At 35.8% G+C, this 23,616-nt stretch carries 22 protein-coding genes and 1 tRNA gene; 6 read left to right on the forward strand and 17 right to left on the reverse strand.

The annotated features are described in order from the left end of the window. Positions 1-46 precede the first annotated feature (46 nt). Positions 47-619, reverse strand: coding sequence for a Crp/Fnr family transcriptional regulator (locus NBX25_RS22305; protein ID WP_123857919.1), 573 nt, complete (start codon positions 617-619; stop codon positions 47-49). Positions 620-763: 144 nt separating this feature from the next. On the opposite strand from NBX25_RS22305, the gene ku reads away from it, so the two are divergent. The 4 genes from ku to NBX25_RS22325 all read left to right on the forward strand — a co-directional run bounded on the left by ku (position 764) and on the right by NBX25_RS22325 (position 4,682). After that, positions 764-1,549 carry a non-homologous end joining protein Ku gene (gene ku, locus NBX25_RS22310; protein ID WP_123909921.1) on the forward strand — a complete coding sequence of 262 codons (786 nt, stop codon included), beginning with the start codon at positions 764-766 and terminating at the stop codon, positions 1,547-1,549. Then, on the forward strand, positions 1,549-2,154 hold the full coding sequence (locus NBX25_RS22315; RefSeq protein WP_123909920.1) for a DNA polymerase ligase N-terminal domain-containing protein: 606 nt from the start codon (positions 1,549-1,551) through the stop codon (positions 2,152-2,154). The genes ku and NBX25_RS22315 overlap by 1 nt, the downstream gene beginning before the upstream one ends. A 71-nt stretch (positions 2,155-2,225) precedes the next feature. Then, the gene (gene ligD / locus NBX25_RS22320) at positions 2,226-4,109 is read left to right on the forward strand and encodes a DNA ligase D (protein WP_250255491.1); all 1,884 of its coding nucleotides are present in this window, start codon (positions 2,226-2,228) and stop codon (positions 4,107-4,109) included. 30 nt (positions 4,110-4,139) lie between these two features. Continuing rightward, positions 4,140-4,682, forward strand: a complete 543-nt coding sequence (locus tag NBX25_RS22325) for a hypothetical protein (RefSeq protein WP_250255493.1) — start codon at positions 4,140-4,142, stop codon at positions 4,680-4,682. Between the two features lie 78 nt (positions 4,683-4,760). On the opposite strand, the gene NBX25_RS22330 is transcribed toward NBX25_RS22325, so the two are convergent. The 5 genes from NBX25_RS22330 to nusB all read right to left on the reverse strand — a co-directional run bounded on the left by NBX25_RS22330 (position 4,761) and on the right by nusB (position 8,731). Then, positions 4,761-5,606 carry a mechanosensitive ion channel family protein gene (locus NBX25_RS22330; RefSeq protein ID WP_123909917.1) on the reverse strand — a complete coding sequence of 282 codons (846 nt, stop codon included), beginning with the start codon at positions 5,604-5,606 and terminating at the stop codon, positions 4,761-4,763. A gap of 318 nt (positions 5,607-5,924) precedes the next feature. Further along, positions 5,925-6,659 (reverse strand): SDR family NAD(P)-dependent oxidoreductase, encoded by a 735-nt coding sequence (locus tag NBX25_RS22335; protein WP_250255495.1) that lies wholly within the window; start codon positions 6,657-6,659, stop codon positions 5,925-5,927. 273 nt (positions 6,660-6,932) lie between these two features. Next, a complete protein-coding gene (gene yajC / locus NBX25_RS22340; RefSeq protein WP_123857925.1) occupies positions 6,933-7,298 on the reverse strand; it encodes a preprotein translocase subunit YajC in 366 nt (121 codons plus the stop codon). Between the two features lie 10 nt (positions 7,299-7,308). After that, on the reverse strand, positions 7,309-7,824 hold the full coding sequence (locus tag NBX25_RS22345) for a DUF1573 domain-containing protein (protein WP_123909915.1): 516 nt from the start codon (positions 7,822-7,824) through the stop codon (positions 7,309-7,311). 1 nt (position 7,825) lies between these two features. Further along, entirely contained in the window at positions 7,826-8,731 is a 906-nt protein-coding gene (nusB, locus tag NBX25_RS22350) for a transcription antitermination factor NusB (RefSeq protein WP_123909914.1), read from the reverse strand. 91 nt (positions 8,732-8,822) lie between these two features. On the opposite strand from nusB, the gene NBX25_RS22355 reads away from it, so the two are divergent. Beyond that, positions 8,823-10,484, forward strand: coding sequence for an ABC transporter ATP-binding protein (locus tag NBX25_RS22355; protein ID WP_123909913.1), 1,662 nt, complete (start codon positions 8,823-8,825; stop codon positions 10,482-10,484). Positions 10,485-10,583: 99 nt separating this feature from the next. Further along, positions 10,584-10,919 carry a DUF3276 family protein gene (locus tag NBX25_RS22360; RefSeq protein WP_027375472.1) on the forward strand — a complete coding sequence of 112 codons (336 nt, stop codon included), beginning with the start codon at positions 10,584-10,586 and terminating at the stop codon, positions 10,917-10,919. Positions 10,920-11,033: 114 nt separating this feature from the next. Here the strand turns inward: NBX25_RS22360 and NBX25_RS22365 are convergent, their stop codons facing one another. The 11 genes from NBX25_RS22365 to NBX25_RS22415 all read right to left on the reverse strand — a co-directional run. Further along, positions 11,034-16,079: a DUF4132 domain-containing protein gene (locus NBX25_RS22365; RefSeq protein ID WP_250255497.1), complete on the reverse strand. Its 5,046-nt coding sequence runs from the start codon at positions 16,077-16,079 to the stop codon at positions 11,034-11,036. A 26-nt stretch (positions 16,080-16,105) separates the two neighbouring features. Further along, on the reverse strand, positions 16,106-16,540 hold the full coding sequence (locus NBX25_RS22370) for a hypothetical protein (RefSeq protein WP_250255498.1): 435 nt from the start codon (positions 16,538-16,540) through the stop codon (positions 16,106-16,108). A gap of 346 nt (positions 16,541-16,886) precedes the next feature. Then, positions 16,887-16,962, reverse strand: a tRNA-His gene (locus NBX25_RS22375). Positions 16,963-16,997: 35 nt separating this feature from the next. Continuing rightward, on the reverse strand, positions 16,998-17,717 hold the full coding sequence (bshB1, locus tag NBX25_RS22380) for a bacillithiol biosynthesis deacetylase BshB1 (RefSeq protein WP_250255500.1): 720 nt from the start codon (positions 17,715-17,717) through the stop codon (positions 16,998-17,000). 82 nt (positions 17,718-17,799) lie between these two features. Further along, positions 17,800-19,452, reverse strand: a complete 1,653-nt coding sequence (locus NBX25_RS22385) for a tetratricopeptide repeat protein (protein WP_250255502.1) — start codon at positions 19,450-19,452, stop codon at positions 17,800-17,802. Positions 19,453-19,542: 90 nt separating this feature from the next. Further along, complete coding sequence (locus NBX25_RS22390) at positions 19,543-20,415, reverse strand: PstS family phosphate ABC transporter substrate-binding protein (RefSeq protein WP_250255504.1); 873 nt, start codon at positions 20,413-20,415, stop codon at positions 19,543-19,545. Continuing rightward, positions 20,405-20,602, reverse strand: a complete 198-nt coding sequence (locus NBX25_RS22395) for a DUF308 domain-containing protein (protein WP_185145561.1) — start codon at positions 20,600-20,602, stop codon at positions 20,405-20,407. Before NBX25_RS22395 ends, NBX25_RS22390 begins: the two co-directional genes overlap by 11 nt. A 78-nt stretch (positions 20,603-20,680) precedes the next feature. Beyond that, the gene (locus NBX25_RS22400; protein WP_123909908.1) at positions 20,681-21,523 is read right to left on the reverse strand and encodes an energy transducer TonB; all 843 of its coding nucleotides are present in this window, start codon (positions 21,521-21,523) and stop codon (positions 20,681-20,683) included. A 28-nt stretch (positions 21,524-21,551) separates the two neighbouring features. Then, positions 21,552-22,118 carry an ExbD/TolR family protein gene (locus NBX25_RS22405; RefSeq protein ID WP_250255506.1) on the reverse strand — a complete coding sequence of 189 codons (567 nt, stop codon included), beginning with the start codon at positions 22,116-22,118 and terminating at the stop codon, positions 21,552-21,554. Between the two features lie 11 nt (positions 22,119-22,129). Beyond that, positions 22,130-22,738: an ExbD/TolR family protein gene (locus tag NBX25_RS22410; RefSeq protein WP_123909906.1), complete on the reverse strand. Its 609-nt coding sequence runs from the start codon at positions 22,736-22,738 to the stop codon at positions 22,130-22,132. Positions 22,739-22,799: 61 nt separating this feature from the next. After that, positions 22,800-23,616 (reverse strand): MotA/TolQ/ExbB proton channel family protein (locus NBX25_RS22415; RefSeq protein ID WP_250255508.1); only part of this gene is annotated, 817 nt, incomplete at its 5' end.

Here is a 23,616-nt window from a genome sequence, read left to right on the forward strand (position 1 = left end):
TTATATTTTGACCTTTACATTTATATTTTACAATGAAGAGACCACATTACTCATTGATAGTTCTCCTAATCCTGCTCAGCGACGAAGGCGTCACCCCAAGATAAGAAGCCAACATAGACTGCGGAACTCTATTCGCCAGCCCAGGATAATGATTGAGAAAATGAATATATCTTGATTTTGCATCCTGATTGAGCATAATGCTTGCCACTTTAAGCTTATTTTCGGCAACAAAACCATGAATTCGGGCAAATAAAACTGGCCATATTGCAATTTTCTCTTCTAATATTTTAAAATGGTTGAGGTCAATTACAAGTAAAACAGCATCTGTAATCGCTTCTATGTATTCATGGGCAGGAAGCTGATCGGTAAATCCCTGAAAGTCTCCAATAAAACGGCCTTCATAAATAAAATAACGGGTAAAATCATCTCCTTCTTTGTTATAATACAAAGATCGGAATACCCCTTCCTTTACAAAAGCAATCTTTTGACTTACTTTCCCTGCCTCTACGAAAATTTCTCCTTTCTTCACGGAAATCTCCTGGATTCCTTCCGTAATCAGAAGCTCATCCTGCGTATTCAGTAATCCAAATTTTTTGATATAGTTAAAAAGTTCTTCCATGTTATTTATCCACAGATTGCGGAAAGATAAAGGTATAAAAGTGGAAGCTAAAAACAATTGTCATTTGGCAAAAAAGCTTTATAATACATACCACGCACCCTCCTGACGGCACGCTAATTGCTTGATTTTTAAAAACGTAAGACAATGAAAGCAATCTGGAATGGCGCCATTGGCTTCGGTTTAGTAAATATTCCTATTAAAATTTACTCAGCAACGGAGACCAGCAAACTCGACCTTGATATGCTCGATAAATCCGATTTTTCCAATATCCGGTTTAAGAGAGTCAATGAAAATACAGGAAAAGAAGTAAAATGGGAAAATATCGTTAAAGGCTATCTCATGGATGATAAATATATCGTTCTTGATGAGCAGGATTACGAAGCAGCAAGCCCTGAAAAAACAAAGATCCTATCCATTGATCAGTTTGTCAAAGAGGAAGAAGTAGACAGTATTTATTTTGAAACGCCCTATTATCTGGAACCTCAGAAAAATGGTGAAAATGCATACAGACTTTTGCTAAAAGCTCTTGAAGAAACCAAAATGGTAGGAATCGGAACGTTTGTACTCCGTGACAGTGAAGCTATAGGAATGATACGACCTTACAATGATAATATACTGATCCTTAATAAGCTGAGATTTGATCAGGAAATAAGAGATTATGGTGATCTAAAAATCCCGGCCCGCAAGGCTCCAAAACCAGCAGAATTGAAAATGGCAGTAAGTCTTATCAAGCAGCTTTCTCAGGATTTTGATCCGGCAATGTATAAAGATACCTATTCTGATGATCTAATGAAAATCATCAAGCAGAAAGCCAAAGGTAAAAATAGTAAAGCCAAAAAAGCACCGGCTGCAAAAGAAGGTAAAGTGATTGATCTGATGGCCCAGTTAAAGGCCAGTTTAAATACCTCCCAATCTAAATCGGCATCGTGATGGCACTCAAAGATTATCAACAAAAGCGTAAGTTCAATGAAACAAGTGAGCCTAAAGGAAAAACGAAAAAGAGTGAAAACAAACTGATCTTCGTTGTTCAAAGACATGCCGCTACCCGGCTTCACTATGATTTCCGTCTGGAAATGGAAGGTGTCTTAAAGAGTTGGGCTGTTCCAAAAGGACCCTCTTTAGACCCTCAGGACAAACGCCTGGCTATGATGGTGGAAGATCATCCCTATGATTATAAGGATTTTGAAGGGAATATTCCTGAGGGGAATTACGGAGCAGGACAAGTGGAAGTCTGGGATAGTGGAACTTATGAACCTTTGGAAGAAAGCAGCAATGTTTCCGATGAAAAAGAATTGTTGAAAGAACTGCACGCTGGCTCCTTAAAATTTACCTTACATGGAAAAAAATTGAAGGGTGAATTTGCTTTGGTTAAAATGAAAAATTCTGAAGACAACGCATGGTTGCTTATTAAACATAAAGATGAATTTGCAGAAAGTCCTTATAATGCTGAAGAAAACACCTCTCCAAAATCTTTAGTCACCAAATTTCTTGAGGAAAAAAAAAGCCTAAAAACAAACGAAAAAAAGAAATCATAACTTCGGAAAACAGATTCCGGAGTTTTAATTCTTTAGCTGGCGAAAAAAAACTTAAGTCTTTTATAAAACCCATGCTTGCCAAATCTTTTGATAAAGCATTTGATGATAAAGACTGGCTTTTTGAAATAAAATGGGATGGTTATAGGGCTATCGCTGATCTTAGCCATGATGCTCCCCTTTTTTATTCCAGAAACGGAATTTCGTTTTTATCAAAATTTGATAAAATAGCCCAGGATTTTGACCAGCAGAAATATAAAATGATCCTGGATGGTGAAATTGTTGCATACGATAATCAGGGAAAACCAAGTTTTCAGCTTTTACAGCAAATCGACGATCATCCCAATCTTGCTTTGGTTTATCAGGTTTTTGACCTTCTATGGCTGAATGGCCATTCTACGGAAGAACTTCCACTCGTACAACGGAAAGAACTTTTAAAAGATGCATTAATTGAAACTGATACTCTTAAATACTGTGATCATTTTCCTGAAAAAGGTATTGCATTTTTTGAACAGATGAAAAAAATGAAGCTTGAGGGTATGATTGCTAAACGGGCAGCCAGTCAATATGTAGAAGGTTCCCGAACCACAGACTGGCTTAAGATTAAATTTTCAAATACGGAAGAAGCCATTATCTGTGGATTTACAGAACCTAAAGGCTCCCGAGAAAATTTCGGAGCTTTGATTCTGGGAAAATATGTGAATAACGAACTGATCTATTGTGGACATACGGGAACTGGATTTAATCATACTTCCCTAAAAGAGCTCCATCAAAGACTTGGAAAGATAATTATAAAATCTTCACCATTTGAATCCATCCCCAAAACGAATATGCCTGTAACATGGGTACAACCCAAACTGGTCTGCGAAATCAAGTATTCAGAAATTACCAAAGACGGTATTTTTCGCCATCCTGTTTTTATGGGGATTCGGGAAGATAAGAAACCTGAAGAAGTAAAAGGCTCAACAGATCAGGCAATTCAACCTAAAAAATCAAAAACTATGAAAACTAAAGCGTCATCAAAAAAAACAGAACCTTTGGAAAAAGAAAAAGAAATTACCCTAAACAAACACATTGTGAAACTGACGAATCAGGATAAAATATATTTTCCAAAGGATGGAATTAGCAAAGGTGATGTCATAGATTATTATCAGTCTGTTGCAAAATATATCCTGCCTCATCTAAAAAACCGCCCTTTATCCCTCAATCGTTTTCCTAATGGCATAGAAGAACAGGGTTTTTATCAGAAAGATGCGGGAGATCATATCCCTGACTGGATAAAAACAACTCAGGTTTACTCAGAATCTAATGACAAATACATTGATTACATCTACTGTAATGACAAGGCAACCTTAGCGTATCTGAATAATCTCGGATGTATTGATTTCAATCCTTGGAACAGTTCACTTCCTGATCTTGAACATCCTGATTATTTGGTTTTGGATCTTGATCCGTCAAAGAAAAACAGTTTTGATGAGGTTATTGAAACAGCTCTTCAAGTCAATGAAATTTTACAATCAATCAAAATTAAAGGGTATTGTAAGACTTCCGGAAGTACAGGTATTCATATTTATATTCCGATGGGTGCACAATATGATTTCGAACAGGTAAAAGACTTCGCACATATCCTGATGAAACAGGTTCATGAAAAACTTCCTGAAATTACAACATTAGAAAGAAGCCTTCAAAAAAGAGATCGTAAAAAAATATATTTGGATTATTTACAGAACCGAACAGGTCAGACTTTAGCAAGTGCTTATAGCCTTCGACCTAAACAAGGAGCCTCTGTTTCTATGCCTTTAGATTGGGATGAGCTGAAACCTGGATTATTACCCACAGATTATACCATCGAAAATGCTTTGGAAAGAATTCTAAATAAAGGGGATTTATTTAAACCTGTTCTGGGAAAAGGTATTGATATGATGAAGGCATTGGAGCTACTGCAGAATATTGAATAATTTATATATTTTTACCTGCAAAAATTATCCATGAATGAATCTATTAAATTAGAAGTTCCTTTTAATGAAACAGCGGAACGGGAACACCAACAGTTTTTCTTTCGCTATACTTGGAAAAACGGGTTTACTGAACTAAAGAAAGCGATCCTATATGCCATCGTATTTCTATGCCTTGGTTTTTCTCCATCAAAGCTTATCACCAGTACTCCTGCTTCTGCAGTTTTCAGATACGGAGGATTTATTTTTCTTGCCTATATTTTCTTACTTCTTTATCAGTTTTTCACCCGTAAAAAGAAGTTTCATGCATCCATCGAAGAACAAATCAACGATTTTAAACAAAAAGATGAAAAGTTCAGTTTTATAATTCTCAATAAAGATCATATTACTCTGGAGAATTCGTTGAACACAATAGGAAGTATTTGGAGTAGAACCAGCTATAAATTCGTTGACAAATACCTTATTCTAAGTATTCTTACCAATGCTAATTTTATTTTTACCGAAAATGATTTTAAAGAAAATGATTATAAAGTTTTAAAAAGTTTTCTGGAGCAATACTCAAAGGAAGAAAAATAAAAAAACGACTTACATTAAAAAAATCCTGCATTATTGAATGCAGGATTTTTTATGATTGTTGTAAATAATATTATCTGATTACTTATTATAAACGTGTACATCTCTTTGTGGAAAAGGAATTCCGATTTCTGCCCTGTCCAGAGCTTCTTTACAATCAATAATAAGTTCTTCATTCATTTTCCAAAAGTTTTCAGTAGAAGCACTCACTCTGATCGATAAGTTGATTGCACTATCACCTAGTGTTGTTACAACTACCTGTGGTGCAGGCTCTGCAAGAGCATATTGATTCTTTACGATCACTTCCATTAATACCCTCTTTGTCTGTCTAAGATCTGCATCATAAGCAACTCCGATATCCAGAGATGTTCTTCTAGTTCCAAGCTGAGTAAAATTTGTAATACTGTTATTAGAAACAACTCCATTAGGAATAATGATTAATTGATTTTGTGGGGTAATCAGCTTGGTATGAAAAATATCAATGGCCTCTACGGTCCCGGAAACTCCGGAATTGGTAGAAATAAAGTCTCCTATTTTAAATGGTTTTAACAGCAGAATAAGAATTCCACCAGCAAAGTTCGTTAAAGATCCCTGCAAGGCCAAACCTACGGCTAAACCTGCAGCACCAATCATGGCTACAAAGGCAGAAGTTTGCACTCCTAATTGAGTAACCACTACAATGAAGAGAAGAATATTAAGTCCCCAATTGATAATATTAAGAAGGAAGTGCTGCAAAGAGGCTTCCATATTACGTTTCTTGAAACCTTTCGCAACAAGTTTCTTAATCATTCTTATCATCCATGATCCGATCAGATAAATCAATAATGCAGAAATAATTGCAGTAAAGATTCTCGGTGCCCATGAAATGGCTGAAGATATTAAGGTATCCCAATGTTTTTGAATGTTATTCAATTGTAAATCGTCCATTTTTATACTACTTATTTTTATATATTATGACAGATATTCATTCCTGTAACTGCAAGATTTTAAAACGAATCGAATAAAAAGCATCATTTTTTCAAAAAAATATAATCTTAACTCTTTAGAAGTTAAAATCAATGATTATATGCATTACAATAGATTGACAGCAGAACAGATTATTTCTGCTTACTCAATGATTATTTTAGAATTTGAATCTTGCCAGGAAGAATAATTCGAGGCTAACATTACAAAAAAAATACCGAACTCTATTTTCAGAGGGAAAATCTTGATATAAAATATATTTTGAACATAAATATTAAAAGATTATGGCAGTTTTGCAGCCAGACTTTCTGGTAAAAGCCTCAGGATATGATAGATGACTTTCCATTTGAAATTAGGAACTATGGTAAAGGAATTTCCAGCATTTACAATGAATTTCGCTACATAATCCGGCTCCATAATTAATGACTCATTGAGTTCTAAGCCTTCATTGATCTTTGTCCGGATATATCCTATCACCAAAACATTCACTATTATTTTTCTAGAAGCCAGTTCCTGCCTTAAGCCTGCCAGATACTGGGTAAATGCAGCTTTCGTACTTCCATAAACAAAATTACTTTTTCTTCCTCTTACTCCCGATAATGAAGACAATCCAATGATTCTTTCCAGGTTTTTATTGATTTTATCCATAGCAATAACGTTCAGAATGGAAACTCCACCCATATAGTTGACTTCCATCATTTGTTTTGTTCCTTTAAAATCTCTCAAAGCCTTTTGGTTATCCACAAGAAAACCTGCGGAATATACTGCAATATGAGGTTTTACAGGAAGTTCATGGTAAAATTGTTGATGAGAATCGAAATCTGCAGCATCAAAATACAACACAGTTACTTTAGTCTTATCCAGGGAATTGGAAGTGATGAAATCTTCCAGTGAATTTGTATTTCTGGAAGCCGCCATTACAGAATATCCTTTTTCAAGGTATTGAATGATGCATTGTTTTGCTACGTCAGAATTGGCTCCTAAAATGAGAACAGTTTTGCTTGTGTTTTGATCCATGAGACAAAGATAATTCTTATTAAACACTAATTTCGTTAATGTTTTTACAAATGAACACAAGTATTTTAAAACTGTGAGAAAAGGAATATATTGTATGAGATTCTTCACTACGCGTTGCTTCGTTCAGAATGACAATATTACTATTGAATAATAGACACTTATTTTCCCCTACTAATGAGAACATACAATATTATAAATGAAATAACATTATATAAAAATTGGCGGTGAACTTCGTTCACCCGCCGCAGCTAAATATTTTCAGACTGAATTAAATTATTTCTTTTCTTCAGTTACTGTTTCTTTGTTGTCTGCTGATTTTTCAGCAGTTTTTGCCTTATCTCCGAAACGGCTTTGAGTCATTTCTCTGGAAACTGCAGCTTTTTCAAACTTTAGCTTTCCTGATAATGTTTCAATAATAAAACCGTCATCCTGAACTTGGGCAATTCTTCCGTGAAGACCGGATGTAAGTACTACTCTAGTTCCTACCTTAAGTTCTTCCTGAAAGTTTTTTTCCTGTTTCTGCTTCTTCATTTGAGGTCTGATCATCAGGAAATAAAACCCTACAAACATCACACCCATCATAATCAGCATCATAGATGAAGAACCTTGTGGCTGTGCCTGTAAAAATAATGTCAACATATTTTAAAAATTATGGTTGAATGTTCGCAGTGAACGTTAATTGAATTGGAGATTTCTCTACGTTAGCAAAAACATCAGCAGATTTCTGAACGTTTCCATCGAAGTTTGAAGAATCAAAGTGCAATGTAATTTTTCCTTTTTTACCTGGCATGATAGGCTCTTTGGTAAAATCTGGAGCAGTACATCCACATCCAGGCTTTACTTCAGAAATAACCAATGGATTCTTTCCTGTATTGGTAATTTCATATACGTGTTCTACTTTGTCCCCTTTTTTGATTTTTCCAAAATCGAAGGCGCTTTCAGATAAAGCAACAGAAGTAGAAGGCGCATTAGAAACCGGTGTTGCTGCTGCAGGAGCTTCTCCTGTTACAGATGTAGCAGCAGAGTCAGCTGTTACCGGAGTTCCTGCAGCTGTAGAATCAGTAGCTACAGCTTCAGGGCTTTGAGTTTCTTTGTTTTCTTTTTTACAAGAAACTAATCCAAAGCCTATAATTGACAAGGCGATAATTGATAACGTCTTTTTCATTTTATATTCTATTTTGATCTTTACAATATTTATCTAAAATACCATTAATGAAGATATTCGAACGATCTGTAGCAAATACTTTTGCAATTTCGATATATTCATTAATAATAACTCTTGAAGGTGTTAAGGCAAAGTTATCAAGCTCTGCAATAGCTGTTGACAAGATCACTTTGTCCATCAGGGAAATTCTTTCAAGATCCCAGTTTTCCAATCTTTCTTCCAGCTTTTTCTCATTGTTTTCCCAGTTATTCAGGGTATCTTTCAATAATTTAGCTGCGAAACTCTTGTCGTCTTCATCTTTAATCATTTTGATTAAAGTTCTGCTTTCTTCATCTTCTCTTAGGAATCCGATTGTTTTTTGTACCATTGAATTGGCAATATGGATATCGTCATACCATGATAGCTCCTTATCTCCCAGATAATCATGGAAATCATCATTTTCAGCAATATATCTTAAGAATAATTTCCCGATAAACTTTTGATCGTCTTCAAAAGAAAATCCTTCTTCTTTCATGAAATCCTGATAACGTTTTCCAGCAGTAATTCTTTGGAAAGTCTTTACCAATAAATCATCATGCATATCCCACTTCAGCTGCTTATGTTGGCCTGTGAAGAATAATCTTTCTGGATTTTCTTCAAGTTTAAGCAATATCTGGTTGTTGATGAATTTTTGGTTAGGATTAATATCAGCATCGGTTTTAAGGTATTTATTCTTACCGATTTCAATTTGATGCTCAGCTAATTCTTTTAGACCTACTAAAAAATTAAGCTGATAGATATAGAGATAATAGATTTTCTCTATTCCAGCGAACATGTTTTTCTCTAAAACATCAAATTTTACAGGGTTTTGGTAGTATGAATACACTGCCTGTACTACTTTTTCACGAATTTGTCGTCTTCCTAACATTCAAAGAGCTTTTTAATGACTGCAAAGATACAAAATTTAAAATTGATTGAATTCGTAGTCTGATGACATTTTTGTAATTTTGTGAAACTATATGAAAGCGCTAAAAACCTTAAACCCCTATTTTTGGAAACACAAAATACTTTTGTTTTGGGGGGTACTATTCATCATTGCCAGTAATTTTTTCAATATATATAAAGTTCAGTTTGTAGGAAAATCCGTAGATGAACTCACTAAAAGCGGGAATCTCGGTTTCAATCAACAGGTACTTATCTATGTGGGAATCATTGTAGGATGTTCACTTTTAACTGGAGTCTTCACTTTCATGATGCGACAAACCATCATCGTTGCCTCCAGAAGAATTGAATATGAGCTGAAGAACAAAATCTACAGACATTATCAGGATTTATCTTTAACGGATTATAAGCAGACGACCATCGGAGATCTAATGAACAGATTAAGTGAAGATGTAGTGGCAGTCAGAATGTACCTTGGACCAGGGGTAATGTATGTGGCTAACTTAATTGTTCTTGTTCTTATTACAGCTATTTATATGGTAAAAACGGATGCTTCCATGACTTTATGGACCTTGCTTCCACTTCCCATTTTATCACTCGCTATTTATAAGGTAAGTTCAATCATCAATAAAAAGTCGAAGATCATGCAGAAAAGCCAGTCTGCTATTTCAACTTTTGTACAGGACAGTTTTTCAGGAATTCGTGTGGTGAAATTTTTCGCACGAGAAAAATATATTCAAAAAAACTATGGAATAAAAGTCACCGATTACCAGAATAAGGCATTAGATCTTGCCAAAACAGAAGCTTATTTTTTTACTATTATCCTGTTTGTAATTGGTTTACTGAATGTTGCCATTATCTGGATTGGAGGAACAAAATATATTGCGGGAGAATTGAGTATTGGTAAAATCGCGGATTTCTTCATGTATATTAACACTTTGATCTTTCCGTTTTCTATGGTAGGATGGGTAACTTCCGTAAATCAGAGAGCTGAGGCTTCTATGCAAAGGATCAATGAGTTTATGCACAAAAAATCTGAGATCATTAATACCAACTTTGAGACGTATCCTATTAAAGGAGATATAGAGTTCAGGAATGTATCTTATGTTTATCCTAATACCGGTATCAAAGCGCTGGAGAATTTGAGCTTTAAAATTAAAGCCGGAGAATCCCTTGCCATTATGGGGAAAACCGGAAGTGGAAAATCTACCATTGCCCTGCTTTTATGTAGGCTGATTGATCCTACTGAAGGGGAAATCCTAATTGACGGTAAAAACCTGAAAGAACATAATCTCGAGAACTACAGAAACTTTATCGGATACATTCCTCAGGAGAGTTATTTATTCTCTGATTCCATTGAAAATAACATTGGATTTGCAATTGATCATCCCTCGCATGAAAAGGTAATTGAGTATGCTCAGATTGCAGATGTTCACAAAAATATTGTTGAGTTTAAGGAGCAATATAAAACACTTGTGGGTGAACGCGGGGTAATGCTTTCAGGGGGACAAAAGCAAAGAATTTGTATTGCAAGAGCCTTAATTAAGGACCCAAATATCATTATTTTTGACGATTCTCTGTCTGCTTTAGACACCGAAACGGAGCAGAATATTCTTGAAAATATTGATCGTAAAATCAGTAATGCGACCTCCATAATTATCACACACAGAGAGTCTAGCGCTCAAAAAGCACATCAGATAATCAACCTTACCGAAATTGCTAATTCTGTAACCGCTTAGCGGTTTCATTCCTAATTGTTAAATAAATCATAAAAAAAATTTTGTGATTAAAAGAATTCTTTTATATTTGTTCTTAACAAGATTAAAAAATATCTAACAATGAGTGAATACAAGGAACGCCATGAAAATGAGATTTTCACTAAGGTGTTAAAAGCAGGGAGAAGAACTTATTTCTTTGATGTGCGCGAGACGAAAGCAGGAGATTATTATCTTACAATCACTGAGAGTAAGAAAAATTTCGGAGAGAATGGGGAAGCTACATTCGAGAAGCATAAAATTTACCTTTACAAGGAAGATTTTAAGAGTTTTCAGGAGATGTTTAATGAGTCCACAGATTTCATCATTAATGAAAAGGGTGAGGATGTAATTTCAGAAAAACATGACAAAGATTTCAAAAGCAGATCATTCACAATAGATTCTGACGACGAAGTTTAAAAAAAGAATATCTAAAAACACAAGCATCTGAAAAAGATGCTTTTTTTATGCCCTAAAATTGGCTTATGGCAAAAATAAAAGGTACACTTTAAAAAGCATACCTTTTTGTTTTCATTATACATACTCTCGCTTGATCTGCGATAATATGGTTGGATCTTGTATTTCATTGTCTTTAGCCAGCATTAATACTTTAGACAATACTTCTGCTGATTTCGGGTCATCATCTGCAAAAGGCAGGAATATTCTTCCTCTATGCTGGGAATGTACCGGAAGAATGGATAAATATCTGCCCGGAGTCTGATGAACAACTGCACTTCCTAAATGTACACTATATTCAGCCATCTGCCCTTTTATCAATACATGTGAACCTTCAATTCTCACATTATCTAATTTAAATAAGCCTGCTGTTTCCTTCATCAATACCGCTCTCATTTCGATAGATGAATGACTGGCTTCCGGATCTACACTTCCTACATGTGCCACTGACACTACCAAATCTACATCCCGCATTACTTCCGAGAACAATCTTGGATTAATATCTTCAAAAGGAATATTCTTATAATCCTTTAATGAATGGAATTCTATAGTTTCCAGGGTTGGGCTTTCTATATCTGCTGGTGAGAACCAGTCTGCCATAGCATATAATTTCACCTGGAAGCCTTCTTTGTGATATACTTTCTGTAGTCCTTCCTCATAATCTACCTTCCATCCTCTTGTTTTAAGCAATGCCAAGGTCTGTTTAGGCTGAATCTGATGTCCTGCATATCTACGGGAAATAGATTTCTCTTTCAATTCATCAGGAGTAGGAACATATAGCTCTCTGAAAATCTGTTTGAACGGCTGAATCAGTTTTTCTTTAAAACAATAATGCTGGTAATCACTCCAAACTGAATGTTCATGCAGATCTACACAATGGGCAATACGTAAAGTGTTTTCTTCATTTAACTCCTGGGTCTCACCATGAGCATTGACAAGACCTCCATCATAGTAGAAACCTATTTTATGGTCATTGGAAATGAAGACAAGCTTTTCTAAATGTTTTACAATAACCGGATGTTCAAAAAGGGTTTTAATTTCTTTTAAGAAGAATTCATCGCCTCTTATCATCGCTTCTTCCAATCCTTTTCTGGAACGGGTCCATTGCTCACGCATGATCTTACGGTTATTGGTTAATTCCACAATGGCTTTATCTTTCTTAATTTTCGGAGGAATAGATTTCAGCTGTTTATCATCCCTGAATACAACTAGCTCCGCTTTTCCATTATCTTCTATGATTAAACCTACGGTCACTCCATCAATGGTCACTTGAGTTTCTTTTGATAGAAGTGCTTGAATTTGTTTGGTTTCCATAGCCCAAGTCAATCTTATCGGATCAGGATAGCCAGCATTTCTTGCCAGATTTTCAAGAGCTACGCGAATTGCTAAAGCTTCGCTTGCCTGTTTCATGGAGCCAAACTCTTTACTCTCTTTTTTGAACTTTTGGATATATTCATATCTGCCCAATACATCTTTCTCCGGATTTGTTTTGCTTAATGGCACCAATCCATACACGCGAAGATAATCCTGGTCACGTTTATCTTTAACTTTAGCCGTAACTTCTTTGATCTTTAAACTTCCGGACAAAGTATCGGAATACAGTCTTGCTCTTCGGTGCCCGTTTCCGTCTGATATATATTTTGCAGATTCATACAACATCTCCCAACGGGCTTTTCCTAATTCTTTATAGGCTTTTGTAAACCAATCTTTGTCCACAGCTCCATCTTTAAACTCCTGAATATCTACGGATGAATATTTAGCCACCTCACTTTCCAGTTTTGCATTCTGTTCTTCATAAGCTCCGGTTTTGGTATGAGCGTGCATCCACCAAATCGCAGAATCCAAGCCTTTCCAGCCTAAATAATTACTGACTAGCGATTGCCATTGCGGGGCATAAACCGCTGCCTGAATCAAGCGAAGCTCAGAAATTTTCTCTTTCTTCATGACTTCATCAAAAGCTTTCTGAGTATCAGTTTCTAAAGGATAAGAATTCGAAATTAATTTAGAGAAGAGCTTTTGCTTGGTCATACTTTCATGACCATAACTGTATATATAATTAGCATATAATCCTGATTTGCCTAGCCCTTTCAGAATCTGGGTAAAACGCTGAGCACCATATATCGTTTGAAAATCCTGTACAAAGTGAGATACAGCTGTATTCGCATCCCCACGGATAAGTTCAATATCAAGAAATTTCTCCTGAATTTCAGCAATCATAGGCTTTAAGAAAGGAAATCGCTCAAGATATTTTTCTTTGTTATAATGATTAATTTTCACCGTTGTAAGTTCTCTTATTGCTGAATCGGCTGTCAGAATCCCTTCATACAGTTCTTCCTTTGTGATGAGTTTTAATTCATATGCTTTACAGAAGAAATAGAAATTAGGCACAGATTTTTTAATATTTTCTTTCAAACCGTTATACTGCATCCATCGGTATAAATTCCATTGCTTGATATGCTGTTCATCCGTAAGGTTCATCTGTGGAACAGCCCATAAGAAAGGCATGAAAAAATCAAGCTTCTGCCAACCATTTCCCTGATCCTGATAGTAATAATCATTACTATCTTTTCCTTTATAGTTGATAATGCTTTCAGGAAGATTAGCAAAAACAGTACTGGCAGCATCTAATGCAAAATCTACGCGCTCTTCGAATACGAATTTATCCTTTAACGACTGCAGAATCATGATGATTGGATTTTCCCATGCATATCTTCCTTTCAGAGGATTTATTAAAACATCTTTGTAGTAGAATACATAATTCTCCATAAAATCCCTGAAAATTTTTCTGTCACAACTCTCAGCCAATGTCAATAAAAATAAATCTCTCGGCTGTAAACCTGAATCCAGATACCATTGTTCCCAAACCTCATGCAGAGGATAATTTTCTGCCAATTGTTCAGAAGTAAAACCATCTGTATTTCGTTTGATTTGACGGAAAGTATTCCCCATCAATAAAGTTGTTACAGAGCCATCCCATTCATCAGCTTCATATTCATGGTCTTTATGTTGAAGGAATAAATCATTAAGCTTCTTTATTGCTGCTTTTATATCATCCAAAGATTTTGTAAACCCATATTTATCTTTTTCAGTAGCCAGTGCATATACCGAATTTGGCTCTACCTTTGGCAACGCAAACGTTGTGACTATATTAGGATCATAAAAACCATATCCATTATCTTCAGAAAGAACAGTATGATCTCCGGATGGATGAATCTGATCCAATAAACCTTGCTCTCTTTCCGTTATTTTTGACCTTTCAGCATATTGTTGAGTCCAGTTAGTAATCTGGCTGGATACTCTTTTTTCCTTTTGAAGCTGAAGCATAATATCCAATGAAGCTGCACGCTGTTCCAGGTCGCCTTTATTCATCAATTCCTCAACCAATGGAGTAACAACACCATCTTCCTGCTCCATGACAAGCTCTACAAGCTTTTTACGAAGTACACCCCCTTTTCTTTTAAAGAGATCAAAGAAAACCATGATTTCTTCAGTATTTAAAGGGTCCTGCAACAATACATTAATTCCGGAGGCTACCAGTGCTTCTCCTCTGTCTTTTAAAATTTTAAAAGCAAATTCTTTTTGGAAAGCCGTTACTTTCAGCTTCTTTTTTCCTGTTGCGTATGACAGGGAATAACAGTAAAACTCGCGTAATATATTCCGGGCCAATAATTCACGTAATGAAAGGTCAAATTGCTCGAAATAAGAAAGTAGCAGATCCAGCTTATTGGTATCCTCTCCTACCAAATAAAACATAGAAGCATACAGATCGCTTTTTTTGAAAATAACATTTAGCCACGAAAATATCTTTCCTTCAAACTTCTTTTCCTTTACCTCAATCTTTTGCGTCAGTTCATGGAGTTTTTCAAAGAATTCCGGATAATCTCCATTATTGATAAAAAATTTTGTCTCTGTATTAGCGCCCAGTAATGTAGACATAGGATCACCGGCAAAAGCCAATACTTCTAAGTTGCCATCCAATACCGCTTTATAATACAATGGCATCTGAATGTAAGGATCAGCTGTTTCTGTAGCAAATTTAACCGCCAGACATTTCTTTTCCGTATCACCCTTATCAAATAGTTCATGCAGATAAGGAACTGTTTTTTCAACATCCCATACTGCCTGTACCCAAAGGGCCATATAGACTTCGTTATTATTCTTACTTTTTACCGCTGATGAAATTTCTGTCGGGTTTTTAAAATAATAATCTGCCAATGACAGAATATTCTTTATTACAGATTCTTTTTCTGCTTCCCAGCCTAAACCGGTCCAGGTATCTATAGCTCTTACAACAGATGAAAATCGGGTAAGTTTTTGCTCAATAATTACATTCGTCATATATTCCAAAGCCCCGATGCTTGTTTCATCCAAAGCTTCCAGAATCGTCTGACGCAGACCTTCCTGTCTTTGAGCAGCCAGCAAAAGCTTTTCAACCAATTCCCAGCACTTCTTCTGCTCACTATTGAGTAAAGCCTTGACAATATTCTGAGAGATTTTTCCTTCAGGATGTTTATTGAAAATAATATCCTCAATCAGTTGATAGATGGCTGTATTTCCAGTATCTATTGCGGCAGACCAAACATAAAAGCGGCTTGAGTTATGAACGAATTCATTATCATAAATAATTTGCTCTTCTAAAGACAAATTAAAATTTTCATCACCATTATAAGAGTAAACACAAGGGAATATCATCAGTTCCCGGATTAAATTGATCTGATTAAGCAATACATAATGTTCACTATGAGGAGCCCTGAACGAACGTCTGAAATAACTGCTCTGATACATTTTGTAAGGCATTTTGTTCCATGCATATTTTACCAGGTCTGCATTGTTTCCAAAAAGATAAATCAATAGATTATAATACTCCTGATCTTCCCAGATATCAGGTTTGACAAATTCTTTGAGCTTTTCAAATTCTTTTGAACCTAAGCTTACTCTCTCGAAATAATTAGGTTTACCTTTCAGCAATTTGCCTAGTTCCCCTACTTCTTTTGTAAGAATCGGCCTGTCTGGAAAAAGCGAAGAAACAGTCCCTTGTTCCGAATGTTCCAATAGGTCTTTTCGCTGCTTTTCATAAAAGTTTTTAATTAGTTTTTTCGATTCTAATTTTTTTGTGATTTCCATGTATTTTGTTTGTTAGTATAGTTTGCTTACCAATAACTCCCTGCCAGAAATGCAAGCCTGATAAAGGTAAATGGGTGTCGTAGACTTAGATCTATAGATTGGTCAAGGTTTTCAAGTTGTTCATCATTATAAAAAACAGCAAACATACCGTCTTCAAATGCCTGAATGGCATTATCCTGAGCTTTTTGCACATCTGCTTTTTTAAGATTATAAATACTTCCAAAACCTACCTTACCGGTATCTGTAAGGATATTCAGATAATTGTCCGTTGGAATTTTGGTATAATCTTCATCTTCAAGCTCAAATGACTGAGCATTAAACTCTGCTACCTGCTGATGAACGACGAGCTTTAATAAATTTTCTAAGGAGATAACTGAATCTTCGTAATCGATTTCAATTTTTTGTTCCGAAAGAACAGGATGTTTCCTGCCTAACTGCTTTACAGTGACTTTTATATCCATATTTGAACTTAGTGTGGACTAAAGATAATGAAATTTTTCAGCGCTATTAGATCAATTTGAGATTTTATGACGAATATCAAGAAAATGGAAATAAAAGATGAATTGTAAATACAGATAAAAAGAAAGGCTAATACTTATAACTCATTATTTATTGTCATTACTCATTAATTTAGCTCCGATAAAACGATTGCACCTAACAAGCAATGCCATTTTTAGGTACTGACGTGAGGAGTATGAGTAGATAGCAGGGAAAAGCTTATGGGAAAAAGATAAAAAATAAGGATTATTTCACCATCAAAACAGGTATAAAATAAAAAAGTACACTTTCAAAAAGTGTACTTTCTTTGGGTGAATGAGGGGTCTCGAACCCCCGACCTTCGGAACCACAATCCGACGCTCTAACCAACTGAGCTACAATCACCGTTTTCTGAGTGCAAATATAGGACAATTTCCTCAACTACCAAACAATTCCATCAAAATTTTTCAAAGAAATTAATCTTTCCGACGTAAAACCCTCAGCATAAGTAACTCCCGATAACCGGCCTAAATCCTGTGCTCGGTATGTTAAGCTCTCAAAAAAGTCTTTGGTGGTAATCGGAGTCTCAGGTTCTTTAGAAGTTGGGTCATAAAACTGAGTTTTATATGCCATACATGATGCAATCTTTTTATCCAGGAATTCTGAAATGTCAATAACGAACTCCGGCTTGATGTCTTTCCACTGGATATAATGAAAAACATGTTTAGGCCTCCAGACTTCCTGAGCTTCTCCATCTATTACGGTCTCTATTTTTCTCAATCCGGACAAAAAGCACGCATCCGACACTAATTTCGCTCCTTTTGCATGATCCGGATGTCTATCATCGATTGCATTCGCTAAGACGATTTCCGGTCTGTATTTGCGGATCATTTTTACAATCCTCATTTGGTATTCTTCGGAATTCACCAAAAAGCCATCTTTCATTCCCAGATTTTCTCTTGCGGAGAGTCCAAGAATTTTTGCTGCATCTGCCGCTTCTGCCTTTCTTGTTTCATCTGTACCTCTTGTCCCGAGTTCTCCTCTGGTAAGATCTACTACAACACATTTTTTTCCTTCAGAAACCATTTTGGCAATAGTACCTCCACATCCTAATTCTACATCATCAGGGTGTGCTCCAAAAGCAAGTATATCGATTTTCATATAATCAAAGATAAGGTTTAAAATAAAAACTTCCCAAACATTACGAATGGGAAGTTTTAATATCTATAATTTAAATTTTAAATTACTTGTTGATCTCTGCATTTAGTTTTACAGCATCCTGATAAGTAGGATCTAACTGTAAAGATTTAGCAACATAATCTTTTGCTTTTGCTACATCAGAATCTTTGCTCATATAAGCTACCGCAAAGTAAGCATATGCAAGAGTCTGCTTATTAGCTTCCTGATCAGCAGGTTTTACAGTACTGATGAACTTTTCGTAAGCAATTTTAGCAGCATCGTTGTTTCCTGCCTGTTGGTAAGAATATCCCTGGCTGTAGTAAGCCGGAGCCCAATCAGGAAGAAGCGCTGACATTTTCTGCCATGTAAGAATAGCTCCGTTCCAGTTTTTAACATCCTGGTAAGCGGTTGCTAATTTGAATAAAGCATCAGAATCCTGGCTGTTAGCAGCTACTTGCTTCTTCAATGCTTCAATTGCAGGGTTTGTAGGTCCTTTATCAGCGTCAGCCTGAGAAGCACCACCACCTCCAGCGATGTTTGCCAATTCTAAATCCCACTTCATCGTCTCATCTTTTGCAGCTTTAGCAATAGCGATTTTCTGCTGAGATTCTGTAGTTAAAGCAGATTTCTTAGCAGCATCTTTTTCATCTTTTGCTAATCCTGCAGCAATAAGTCCTTGTAGACCTTGGTCAGCAGGCAATACTCTTGTTTTCTCTGCTTGAGAAACGAAAGTATCCATATTCTGCTTAGCACCTGCATAGTTCTTATCTGCATAATCCTGATAAGCTCTTAATTTGAACTTGATAGGATCTTCAATTTTATCAAAAATTTTATCTAATACACTTTTAGAGTTGGCATAATCTTCATTAGTAAAATAAAGTTTTGAAATCTCTAACAGAGTATATGGATCTTCGTCAGCGTATTTTGTATAGTTGATAAGATCTTGTGTAGCCTTTGCATTTTGCTGGTATCTGATATCATAACCTGCCAATGCTTTGTATGCTGGTGCATAAGTAGGATCTACAGCGATTGCCTTATCCACACTTTCTTTAGCTTTCTGCCATATCTGAGCAGCCATCCATAATGTAGCCATTCTTGTATAAACAGAAGCTTTGTTTTTAGCTAATGGTAATGCTTTGTCATAAGCAGACATAGCTTCACCCGGAGCTCTTTTTAATCTGTAAGCATCTCCTAATGTATAATAGTAATGTGCAGGAACTCCTTTTTTCTCAGCTTTTTCAATTGCTTTAGTCAGGAATTGGATCGCAAGATCCGGAGAACTGTTCTTTTCAAATAACGTTAAAGCTTCTGCTGCTCTGAATAATACTTCAGCATCCTTTTCTTTAGAATCAGTTACTATTTTCTGAATTTCAGCAACAGCACTTTTATCTCCCTTTCCTAATTTTACGGTAGCTAAACCGATTTTGTTAACAAAGCTTTTAGCATCTGCAGCTAATCCTTTATTAAAGTTTTCAGTAGCCTTTGCATAATCTGGCTCTCCTTGCTTTAAGAAAGTATTTCCTAAATAGAAGTAGTTTTCAGCCGTAGGCTCTTTAGCGATCATATCAGTGAAGTTTGTTTTTGCCTGAGCAAATTTATCACTGTCTATACTGTTAATACCATCCTGCAATGTCTGTGCAGAGGCAAAACCGGTAAAAAATACCACGGCTGCTCCAAAAGCAATCTTCTTTACATTCATATTCATTATATCTTTCATTTTATATTTTCTAATAATTGAGTTATATTCTACACAATTTTCAGACCAAAATACTTTGTTTATTATAGCTAAATTGTGAAATTATATTTTCTAACGCATCTGCACCTCTCTTTTGTAGAGGTTATAAGGCTGTAGACCTTCTTTCTGAACAATTTTCTGTCCTAAATGAGTACATGAAAATCTTATAAATCCGTTTGCAATATTAAAATTACCCTCGTTTTCCAGGAAATAAAGAACTCTTGTAAACGGATATTCCATAGAACGAAGTCCTTCAAAATCTGCATTATATGATTTTCCTTTATCTACAACCGGAAGAACTTTAACCATTTCTCTCAGTTTTTCAGAAGCTTTATCATAGGGACGGCTGAATGTATTAAGACCAATAACGCCTATTTTATTAGGATACATTCCTAGTTCTTCTATGATCTTCTGATTTCCTGGAATAATAGAATATTTAAGATCTTTAGGCTGCTTTTTTAACTTCTCAGCCACAAAGTTTAAATTACTGGAGTTTGTTCCATCAAAAATAAATTCTTTATTATCGGAAAGCAGTCCATTATTGATCTCATCCATTGAGATATTTTCTTTTGGAGAGTCTTTTGGAACTACAAAAACTACGGCATCTGCTGCGAATTTAGCAGGAAGAAACTTCAGGTCTGTTCTCTCTTCGTAAGTTTTTATTTCTTCAGGAGTAAGGTTTCTAGACATTACAATGACTTTAGCATTACCATGCAACAGGTCAAGAAAGCCTAAATCTTCTTTTTTTGTTTCTACTTTGATATGTGTTTCAGGATAATTAATCATATAACCATCGGCTAATGCTTCTGTAACACTTTGAAAAGATTCATCTGTAAAAATCGTAAGATCACCTTTATTATAGGAAGGAGATTTCTCCTCTTTTTTGCAGCCTGCCAGCATAATAGTTATTACAAAGACAAGTGCAATTTTAAAACTATTCTTCATCTTTCGATTTTTTGATTTTAGCAACTGCTCTATAGATTCTGAAAATACCATAAATAATCAACACTGCACCCAATGCATAAGCAATAGCAGGTTCTAAAATAGTAAAAAAGAATTTATAGATAATGACTACAATTCCTAAAACAATATAAAACAATCCCGTAACCAGGGATAACCAATTGAACATCATGTAACAAAAATACCAAAAAAAATAAAAAGAGAAGCATATGCTTCTCTTTTTATTTATATTCTGAATAAATAAGTCTAATTATTCAAAGTTCATAGTAAATGGTACGCTATAGTAAGATCTTACGCTTTCTCCATTTCTCTTAGCAGGAGTCCACTTTTTAAGTTTCTTAACTACACGAATTGCTTCATTGTTGAAGTCGCTATTTGGAGATTTCTCTTCAATAGTAACTGCAGAAACAGTTCCGTCTTTTTCTACAACGAACTTAAGCTTAGCTTTAAGGGTACCTTCACCTCCTTCCATTAATGAAGTATCGAAGTTTTCACCTAAGAATTTTCTTAATGCACCCATACCTCCAGGATATTCTGCAGACTGGTCTACATCTTTGTAGATTTCGTTAGGGTTATTCGCTTTCACTTCTACAGTTGCAGTTTTTGTACCTGTAGATGGTGGTGGCGGTGGTGGTGTATAAGCCGGAGCTTTAACTCCCTCCTGATTATTCAAACCAGTTGTAGTTTCCAACTGCTTAGAAATTGGTGGTGGTGGAGTTTCAATCTTCGGAGCTTTTACAGGCTCAGGAACAACGTTCTGAATAACCTCAATTTTCGGCTCCTCTTTTGGAGGTGGCGGTGGTGGAGGTGGTTCTTCTTCTTTAGGCTGCTCGATAATCGGTTCTTCTTCAAGGATATCTACAAGATCTGCCTTTACTTCTTGCTTAGGCGGAGCTGTAAGATTCTTGATCGTAAGATAGATGAACGGAGACAAAGCTGCCAAAAGGAATAATGCTGTTCCGATAATAAATGACTTTGTTAAAAGTCTCGGATACTGATGTCTAAGATCATAGGCACCATATTCCTTGTTTCTATTTTCAAATACGATTTCGTCTAGAGTAAGATTCTGACCGTATACATTTTCATCTGCCATAGATTAGATATACAATTTTATGGTTAAATTACTTTGTAGCAGCCGGTGCAGCAGCACCTCCTATTTTCTTTTCATAAACAGCTTTCTCCCAAGACTTCACATCGGTAACACCGTATTGTTCGCTCTTAGTAATTGCCATTTCGTCAAGAATATCAACAAAGTTCTTATATACAGCATCGTCTGTTGGCTTAATGATCACGGTAAATTTCGTTTGATCTGCAGCTCTAGATTTTGCCTGCTGAATTATTTTTCTAATTCCATCTCTATCAAGAGTAGTTTCCATAAGAGTTTGGTCATTCAAGGAAGTTGCATCCTGCTGGTGCCAGAAAACTCTATTGTTTTTTCCTAATAAGATAGAAATTGAGTTAGAAAGTTTAATTTCTGTTGGTGGAGGTTTAGGAGCATCTGGCTTTGGTTTTGCCGGAAGACCTAAGTCCATAACATTCGGTTTACTGAATGTAGTTGTGAACATAAAGAAGGTAATCAATAGAAAACCCAAGTCCACCATCGGAGTCATATCGACTCTGGTACTCTGCTTCTTGGAACGGACCTTGCCGCCCTTGCCGCCTTTTTCTTGTACTTGTACTTCTGCCATTTCTATCGATATTATTCGTTAGGTTTACCTTCTTGTGATGTAATCAACCAGAATTTAAGAAAATCAATATCTCTTAAACCTTCAAACAGACCTTTAACTTTAGGGTACTGAGTTGTAACGTCTCCTTTAATTGCTAACTTGTAGTCAGGGTTAACGCTCAAACTTTCTTTTACCCAATCAATTAATTGCTTATTTGTACTGTCCATAGGAATACCTGTAGGACTCTTATAATTTTTCTGCTCATCTGCAGGCATATCCAAGTAACCTTTTAGTTGGTTCATTGGAACTCCAATTGCCTGAACTTTCTGGAATGCAGCTTTTTGGTTATTGTCAAAAGTAATACCATACTTTTTTCCCATTTTATCCAAAAGAGCAACTCTTTCTGATGCGTTTTCTACCGGTTGGAAATAGAATTTTCCGTCCGGAGTAGCGTTGATAGTCATTAAACTAGCATCAGGAAGCAATTTTTCCGAAATTGAAGATGGCGGTTTGATCTGCTCCACGTCAGGTTTTTTAAACTGAGTGGTCAAGATAAAGAACGTAAGAAGTAGGAACGCAACGTCACACATTGCGGTCATGTCCGTCACTACTCCATGTCTTTTAGGTTTGACTCTCGCCATTATTATAAAATATTTTTAATTAAACTTCTTTTAATTGCTAATGCAAATTTCTTGCTAATTCTTAGTTGAATTCAGCGAAAGACTGCTGGATGCTCATAGAGATCTCATCGATCTTGTAAGTTAATCCATCAATTTTAGATGTAAAGAAGTTATAAAGGATAATAGCGATAGCTGAAGTACCAATACCTAATGCCGTGTTGATCAAGGCTTCAGAGATACCTGTAGATAGAGCAGCAGCATCTGGAGTACCACCTCCTGAACCTAACGCGAAGAATGCCTTGATCATCCCGATTACCGTTCCAAGTAGTGCTACTAATGTTGCAACAGTACCTAAAGTAGAAAGGATCATCATGTTCTTCTCAAGCATTGGCATCTCAAGAGTTGTAGCTTCTTCGATAGCTTTGTTAAGCGCTACCATTTTCTGCTCTTTATTTAGTGTGTTATCGTGAGCAAGAGCTTTGTAAGTAGTAAGACCTTCTTTTACTACGTTACCTACAGAACCTTGTTGTCTGTCGCACTCTTCAATAGCTTCGTCGATTTTGTTTTGGTTTAGTAAGCTTCTTACTTGTACTACGAAGTTGTCTAAGTTTCCTTTTCCAGCAGCTTTACCAAGAACGAAATATCTTTCAAAAGAGAAAACGATTACCGTAATCATGAAAGTAATCAAGATTGGTACAATAACTCCTCCTTTGTAGATAATACCTAAAAACGACTCTGGGTGAATGTCTTTTCCTTCAATACTTGAGAAAGCTACAGATCCACTTCCTAGTTTATCTGCATCTTTAAAGTTTCCTGGGCTACCAAGAACGAATAAATAAATACATACTCCTATAATAAATAGAATAGGAATAATAACAGCTGGATTTAAACCTCCTGCC

Source organism: Chryseobacterium sp. Marseille-Q3244 (assembly GCF_940807095.1).
Taxonomy (GTDB): domain Bacteria; phylum Bacteroidota; class Bacteroidia; order Flavobacteriales; family Weeksellaceae; genus Chryseobacterium.